This is a genomic window from Hyphomonas sp. (assembly GCF_040882205.1).
In the GTDB taxonomy this organism is placed as follows: domain Bacteria; phylum Pseudomonadota; class Alphaproteobacteria; order Caulobacterales; family Hyphomonadaceae; genus Hyphomonas.
The window spans coordinates 1-7720 of the sequence record NZ_JBBEBT010000042.1; the positions used below are offsets into that span (position 1 = coordinate 1).

Below are 7720 nucleotides of genomic sequence, written 5' to 3' on the forward strand. Positions count from 1 at the left end.
CGGAACCGGCGTCCAGGTCCGAACACGTCGGACACGAAGTCGAGGCTCCAGCGCTTCGACGGACCATCCGGCACGGGCATAGGCTCACGCGTTCCGGTGGCGCGTTTGCGGCCACGGCGGCGTTTCACCGACAGGCCTTCCTCTGTGTAGAGACGTCTCAGCTTCTTCTGGTTCATCACAATACCTTCTCGTTCGAGCATGATGCCGATACGCCGGTAACCAAACCGGCGGCGTGTCTCGGCGAATTCCCGCATACGTTCGCGGATCTCCGGATTGTCCGGTTCTGGCTCACGCCGGACAGTTTTCGGATCGACGCTGACCAACCGGCAGGCGCGGCGCTGGGAGATGTCGTACTTTTCGATCACCTTCAACGCCGCGTCCCGCTTCGATTGGGGCGTCGTCAGTTCTTTCCCAGCAGGTCTTTCAGGATCGAGTTGTCGAGCATGCTGTCAGCCAGAAGCTTCTTCAGCCGCCCATTTTCGGTCTCCAGAACCTTCAGCTTGCGGGCATCCGACACGTCCATGCCGCCGAACTTCGCCTTCCATTTGTAAAAGGTAGCGGAGCTGACTCCGTGCCGTCGGCACACGTCTGCCGTGGCCATGCCACGCTCCTGTTCAGCCAGGATCGCGATGATCTGCTCGTCGGTAAATTTACTCTTTCGCATCGTCTGTCTCCATTGCGACAGACTCTCTATTCAAATGCGGGACCAATCGGGTCTCAGGTCAAGCCCTATGATTTCCCTTCTGCCATCGGTATTGGCCGCGACGGCTATTATGGCCGCAACACTGACGGTCCGTCCGCCCTGACGGACCTTGAGGTAAGTCGCATCGAGCCAGACATAGGGCCATTCGCCTTCCAGCGGTCGTTCCAGGAAAGAGGCCACTCGCTCGTCGATTTCTTTACACAGTTTCGAGACCTGGCTCTTCGAGATACCGGTCATGCCCATCGCCTGCACCAGATCTTCAACGCGGCGCGTGGAAACGCCATTGATCCGTTCGGCGGCAAATCGATCCCCCGGATCGATTTGTTTCCCGCCTCACCCTGGATGACCGCGGTGAGCGCCTTCTCAAGCAGCCTGCGCGGCTCGAGAATGAAGCCGGGATAGTAGGACTGGCCGCTGCGGAACTTCGGGCTTTTCAGGTCCAGGGCGCCGACCCGGGTCTCCAGAACCCGGTCGCGATACCCGTTGCGGTAAGTGGTCCGGTCAGCTGACCGCTCATGGCGAGCGGCGCCGATCGCATTCTCTGCGTCCTTCTCGCGGAAATCGATCCCCCGGATCGATTTCTTATCGCTCGAAGTCCATCAGCCGGTTGAGCGTGGTCTCGGCCAGGGTACGCAGAAAATCACCATCATCACTGTTCTGGATAGCGGACAGAAGTTGGGGCAGAGTATTGTCGGTCATCGGATTCGATCCTCGTTTGGAGTCGCGTGTCGCAACACAACCCTAACCCGGATTCTCCGATGACCACCCCTCCCGCCAACCGCGCCCCGGGCGCGCGCAGACTCTTACGGTCCGCGCGCCCGAAGCGCTCCGTCAGCTAATTTCCACCACTCCAGTGGACGCTACCCGTGATCTCGATGCGGACTGCAGAAGGGAAATCATAGGGCTTTCGATCGGCGACAGCGAGGCAATGGTGTTCTGGATGGAGTTCCTGCGCAGTCTCGTGAAGCGGGGCCTCAAAGGCGTAAAGCTTGTTATCTCCGATGTGCATGAAGGCCTGAAAGCGGCCGCCTTCAAAGTCTTTCAGGGCACGACCTGGCAACGCTGCCGGGTTCATACGACAAGGAACCTGCTCGCGCGCGTCCCCAAACCGCAGCAATCGCGTCTGGCGACACTGCTGCGCGATGCGTTCACTGCGCCCAATGCTGAAAAAGCTCACGCCACCTGGCGTGCCATCGCAGATCAGGCCCGCAGCGCGCATCCGAAGCTGGCCGAAGCGATGGAAGGTGAGGCGGACCGTGGCCGAAGGCCGCGTAAGCCGCCGAACGAGAATGATGTACTCGCCTACATGGACTTCCCCGCTGCACACCGGGTGAAATTGCACTCAACAAACGGCCTTGAACGTCTCAACAAGGAAGTGAAACGCCGCGCCGACGTTGTTGGCGTTCGGGCATTCCTTCGAACCCTTGGCAGTCATGCCCTCACTCCCCAATGAGGCCTCGATCGTGAGGCTCGTCGGCGCCGTACTCCTGGAGGCAAACGATGAATGGCAGCTGCAGCACCGCTACCTGTCGATAGAGGCGTTCGCGAGCGTGGATACAGTCGATGAGGAAATCGACCGGTTCGCTCTTGCGCCGCCAGCAGCATCGCAGATACTTACACCGCGCGCGGCCTGAGCCGGTACACCGCTTGGCCGCCCCAATTTCCACCACTCAGGTGGACGTGACCAAAACAAAGCGCATTACTGGTCGGCACTATCTTGCTGTTCTGTGGACAACGCGCCGGCAAGGTGCGCTTGTCGACGGCGCCCGGCGTACCTGCGGCCGAGCAATACCGACGCCGGATCCCGTTCTCATTATCCTTCGAACAGCACAGCGCGCTCAAACTGGCAAGGGTCCGAGGAAAAATGAACCAGTACGCGACGTGCCTGATCTACGCAGGCTTCGTCGTTCTCGATTCTAAGGTTGTGGAATCGATGGAGCATCGATTTCCCACCGACTGGGTACCTGCCTAAGTGTCGTCTGCAGACTTCACTACAATGAGATTGTCATCGGAATTCCGATCAATCCGCTTCACGTAAGGGTCTATCCCGGCAAAGAGCGGCTCCGGGCCGTCCGGCAGGACCAGCGTCACCGTCTGCGTCCCGGTCTTCAGATCATACCGCTCAAAGGCGAGCACGTCGGCGCGGGAGAAGCCCTGGCTCTCCGGCTTGCGTGTGAACACACCGATCTCGAAGGGCTCATTGAGATCTGCCTCCGTTTCCTGGCCCTGACCGTCTGCATACAGCTTTCTGGCCTCGATGGTCAGCGCGACTTCCCAGCGCCCGTCTGGCAGACGCTGCCGCGTCGCCTGCAACATCTTGGCGTCGTACAGGGTGATCCGCTCGAACAGGTCGGTGATCAGGTCCTGATGCTGGGGGCCGGCTTCCTCACGCAGCAAGCTGACGAAATCCGAGCTCGACGGATACGGCGCCGGTTTGAAGGCGTATTCTGCGAGCAGCCGGTTAAGCGCCCGGTTCACAGCCTCTTCGCCGACCTCGTTGCGCAGGAAGTACATGACCAGCGCGCCCTTGTTGTAGTGAATGTAGTCCTGATTCTCCACCCGGATCAGAGGCAACTCCTCAACCACTTCGCCGCCGCGCGCAGTGAGATAGGCGTCGAGTTCGACCTTAAGGAACTGGCGAACCTGCTCCGGCCCCATCAGGTCTTCCATGACAAGCATGGCGCTGTACTGGGCAAAGCTCTCGGACAGCATCGTCGCACCTTGCTTGTCCGCGCCGATGACCTGGTGTGCCCACCATTGGTGAGCAATCTCGTGAGCTGTGACGAATGTGACGAGATCAACCTTGTCCGGATCGCGGTTTGCCTGAAGCCAGCCGATATCCTCCGAGAATGGAACGGTATTGGCAAATGCCTGTGCAAAGGTCGCATAGCCGGGGAATTCGAGAATCCGCATCTGCCGGAACTGGAACGGCGAGAACCGCTCCGAAAAGATCCGGACCGAGGCCTTCATCGCGGTCTCGATGCGCTCGAGATTCTGCGTGTGCTCGGGATGGTGATAGATTTCGAGCTTAACCGGTCCCAAAGGCGTATCGACGCTTGCCGTACGCAGGTCATAGCGTGCCGACTGGATCGAGAAGAAGTGCTGGATCGGTGCTTCTGTCTCGAACCGGCGAGTGATCCGTCCGTTCGCTTTCTCTTCGGCGACCTGATATCCTGGCGCAATCGGGATCTGGTCATCATCCGTATGCACCGTAATGTCGGACGTCACCCATTCGCTGTCAGGCCGCAGGTAGTGTTTGCCATTCGCTGAGCCGTCTTCCAGCTTCGCCATGCGACGCTCGGGATCGAGCTCATAATTACGCCGTCTGGCGCGGTCAGTGAGCCAGAATCTCTGCGACACGCCCAGCATGGGGGTCAGCTCGAAGTTATCGATGAACGTGCCATTGCCAATCACCCGCCATTGGCCGGCGGTGTTCGAGAAGCCCGGCCGGCCATAGACGGTCGTAAAGTTGATGGTGCGTGTTTCGCCAGGCTGTAGAGGCTTTTCGAAAGCCCAGAGCTCCGACTTGAATTCCGGCCATGACTGTTCGAGCTTCGCAGCCCCTGGATCGAAAGCCTCGACGCGGACATCCCGCGGCCAGACAACGAGCATCCTCGCAAGCGGTGCACCGGTTCGGTTCTCGATGACATAGCTGCCCTTGGTGGTGGCCGTCCGCGTTTTCGGGCGGAGGTCCGCATCAAGCACCACGTGCGTGATTGTGGGGCCGGGCGCGCCTTCAAACTCTGCAAGCGCCTTTTCCATGTCCGCCAGCTGTCGCTCCACGGCGAGGGAGGATTGGTAGATGTTCAGCACGTTGGTGTTGTAGAAAATCCAGCCGCCGACACCCGCGAAGCCCGCGAATGAAAGCGCCAGCACAGCGCCTGTCGCGCCAGCCATCCGGCGCGGGAAGCGGCGAAGGCGAGGCATGAGGCGCGTCTCGGCGCCGCGCCGCCAAAGGCCATAAGCTGCGATCACGAGGATGATGCAGAAGAAGCCCCAGTAAAGATCGAACCAGGATCGGGCGATCCAGAAATGCCCCATCCCGTTGAAGGCCGACAGCGGTACGCCCGGGCTGCCTCCAAATTGGTAAAGATTGTGCTCGAAGCCGAGATTCGAGAGCGTCAGCGTGCTGATCAGATAAACGATGATCAGCCCCCAACCCATGAACTTGTTCGCCGAGATCGTCTGGAAGAAGACTGACAAGACGGCCAGTTGCGCCGCGCTGATCGTCATCGGGATGACCCACCAGAGCAGGTATCCACCAAGCTCGAAGTTTGTGTAGCCTTTCAACGCCTGGACTGAAATCCCGGCAATCGCGCCCACCAGCGCCGTCGAGACGAGCACAAGGAAGATCGCGAGCACCTTGGGCAGCACAAAGGCCCAGTCGGCAACAGGCGCGGCATCGATGATTTCATGCATGCGCCGCTCACGGTCGCGCCAGACAAGATCACCGGCATAATAGGCCGCGATGACCACAGGGATGATACCGAACGAGCCCTGCAAGGCACCAACCATAAGGCGCGTTACGGGCTCGATCGATGTGTTGCGGAATTCGTTGGCAAACCAGAGCGCGCCGGAGGCATTGAACAAGCCGATGACCAAAAGAATGAAGAAGGCCGGGCTTTTCACCACGGCCTTGATATCAAATACCGTCCGTGCCCAAAGCTGCCGGCGCGCGGTTGCGGCCGTGAAGCTAGCCTTGCGGTCCGTCCGCGCGGGCAGGTTCACAGAGGCGACGCCCGCCTTACCGGCCATCACCTTCTCGGGTTTAGGCGCTTTGGCGCTTTTCACGTCCGGGCGGTAGAACGTATAGGCCAGCACTAAGCAGGCGATCGCAAAGCCGAACCAGACGGCGCGATTGAGCAGGAAGCCGCCCGTCAGCTCAGGCAGGCGCGTGTTGCGGTCAGCCGCGGTCCAATACTCCATCTGCTCGGCGAGCGCGGCGAAGCCCGACGGATCTATCATCGCGGCAGTTTTTTCCAGGCCGGGCTGGTCCAGCAGGATGCCGCTGACGACCCATCCGACAAGGATGGCGATAAGGCCCAGATAGGCGCCCATCATGGAGCGCGTGGCCGTCGCGAGCGCAAACAGCATGGCTGCAAACACGAACAGCGTCGGCAGCGCGATGACGAAATAGGCATAGGCGTAGTGGCCGAAATTTGTCGGCCCGAGCGTTTCCGGATCGAGCCAGGGCATGGCGCAACCGATCAGGATGGCGGCGGGCACAGCAAGGAAGCCGATGGCCGCAGCTGCGTAGGCGCCGGCAAACCGGCCATAGAGATAGGGTGCCTTCTTCAAAGGTGTAGCGCGCAAGATCGGCCCATAGCCTGTTTCGTCATCGCGCGTGACGCTGTTGGCAACGAAGGCCGCCACTGCAAACAACGCAAAAATACTCATTACAAAGACGGTCTGGACAATCGCGAAAGGCGAGTTTTGCTTGATGTTTGAGGTATCTCCGATCTGGATCTGGTCGACGGTCACAGCGCCAAATGTCAGCAGGAAGAATATTCCGAAGCTGACCCACAAGACCGGATTGCGCAACTGGTAGCGGGCTTCGAACCCCAAGACGGAAGCAAACATCTTGTGTCTCCTGCGTCAGGCGGCTGCGCGGGTTGCGGCAAGGGTCGAGAAGTAGACGTCTTCGAGGTTGCCCTCGACCGGCGTGAAATCCGGCTCCGGCGCCGCATCGCTGAGCACGTTGATTAGTGTCGCTCCGCCCGCAAGGCGCGTCGAGATTACGTTGAAGCGCTGCTTGTAGTCCTCCAGCGCCGCCCGTGTGATCTGCTTGCGCCAGATGCGGCCGCGCAGGGCCTGTGTCAGGTCGCGCGGCGCGCCCTGAGCAACGACGCGGCCGCCAGCGAGAATGGCCATGCGGGGGCAGAGATCGGCGACATCCTCGACGATGTGGGTCGACAGGATGACCACCACGCCTTCTCCGATTTCGGCGAGCAGATTCAGGAAGCGATTGCGCTCTTCCGGGTCGAGGCCGGCGGTCGGCTCGTCAACGATGATAAGCCGCGGATTGCCGATCAGCGCCTGGGCGATGCCGAAGCGCTGGCGCATGCCGCCGGAGAAACCGGCTATCGCCTTATTGCGGACCGGCCAAAGGTTCACCTGGTTGAGGAGGCCGTCGACGACCTCGGCGCGATCGGAGGCTTTCGAGAAACCCTTGAGGATCGCCATATGGTCTAGCATGTCGCGGGCGCTGACCCGCGGATAGACGCCGAAATCCTGAGGCAGGTAGCCGAGGGTGCGCCGCAGCTTTTCGGGCTCCTTCAGCACGTCGATATCGCCAAACCGGATGGTGCCGCTGCCCGGGCTCTGCAGGGTCGCGATGGACCGCATCAGGGTCGATTTGCCTGCGCCGTTGGGGCCAAGCAGGCCGAACATCCCGGCGGGAACATCGAGGTTTACATTGTCGAGTGCGCGGACGCCGTTGGCATAAACATGGGTCAGTTCCGCGATGTGTAACATGGAGATTCCTCGATAAACATAACAAATGTATTGATAATCAATAATGTTTGAGCCTGATGTTTGTCAACCCGTCACGCATCCCCTGAGTTCTTGACGGCAATTCCAAACAGCGAACCTCGCTTACCCGGCCTCTTCAAAAGGCCGCACGGTTATGTCGAACACCCAGAGGCTACGAGATAGCTCACACGTTGATTGGCGCGAACGCTCGTGCGGCAGTGCTGTATCAGTGACCGTTATCGGCGATCTGCCGCGGCGTTACGGCCCGACATCCCGATGACGGGAATCTGGTAACTCAGCCGGTCAGGGAAACTGCCGATCGTAGCCAGCTTGGCCCGTTCCTGCTGGCCTGATAGATGCAGTGGGAGAGGATAGCGCATGCACGAAGATCGCCTGACCTTCCGTCGAGAGCAGGATTAGGACCTGCCAATGCTTGGCCAATGGCTTCTCACTCCTGCCGTTGCTCGATGGTATACAGATGCGGACTACATCGAAGACCTGGAAGATCAATTGGGCGACCTGACCTCCTGATGGATCATCCATTCA

At 60.0% G+C, this 7720-nt stretch carries 2 protein-coding genes and 3 pseudogenes; 1 reads left to right on the forward strand and 4 read right to left on the reverse strand.

The window, feature by feature from the left end; translation table 11 throughout:
• Nucleotides 1-664: pseudogene (locus tag WEA77_RS02205) on the reverse strand (transposase); the annotation flags it as partial.
• A gap of 60 nt (nucleotides 665-724) precedes the next feature.
• Nucleotides 725-1236: pseudogene (locus WEA77_RS02210) on the reverse strand (transposase); the annotation flags it as partial.
• 338 nt (nucleotides 1237-1574) lie between these two features.
• Here WEA77_RS02210 and WEA77_RS02215 point away from each other — a divergent pair.
• Nucleotides 1575-2337, forward strand: a pseudogene (locus tag WEA77_RS02215) (transposase); the annotation flags it as partial.
• Nucleotides 2338-2671: 334 nt separating this feature from the next.
• Here the strand turns inward: WEA77_RS02215 and WEA77_RS02220 are convergent.
• Nucleotides 2672-6283 carry a M1 family aminopeptidase gene (locus tag WEA77_RS02220; protein WP_368066238.1) on the reverse strand — a complete coding sequence of 1204 codons (3612 nt, stop codon included), beginning with the start codon at nucleotides 6281-6283 and terminating at the stop codon, nucleotides 2672-2674.
• Nucleotides 6284-6298: 15 nt separating this feature from the next.
• Nucleotides 6299-7177: an ABC transporter ATP-binding protein gene (locus WEA77_RS02225; protein ID WP_368066239.1), complete on the reverse strand. Its 879-nt coding sequence runs from the start codon at nucleotides 7175-7177 to the stop codon at nucleotides 6299-6301.
• Nucleotides 7178-7720: the final 543 nt, after the last annotated feature.

Bases quoted from the DNA above. Each gene is read 5' to 3' on its own strand.
- WEA77_RS02220 (WP_368066238.1), bottom strand. From the start codon at position 6,283: ATGTTTGCTTCCGTCTTGGGGTTCGAAGCCCGCTACCAGTTGCGCAAT.
- WEA77_RS02225 (WP_368066239.1), bottom strand. From the start codon at position 7,177: ATGTTACACATCGCGGAACTGACCCATGTTTATGCCAACGGCGTCCGC.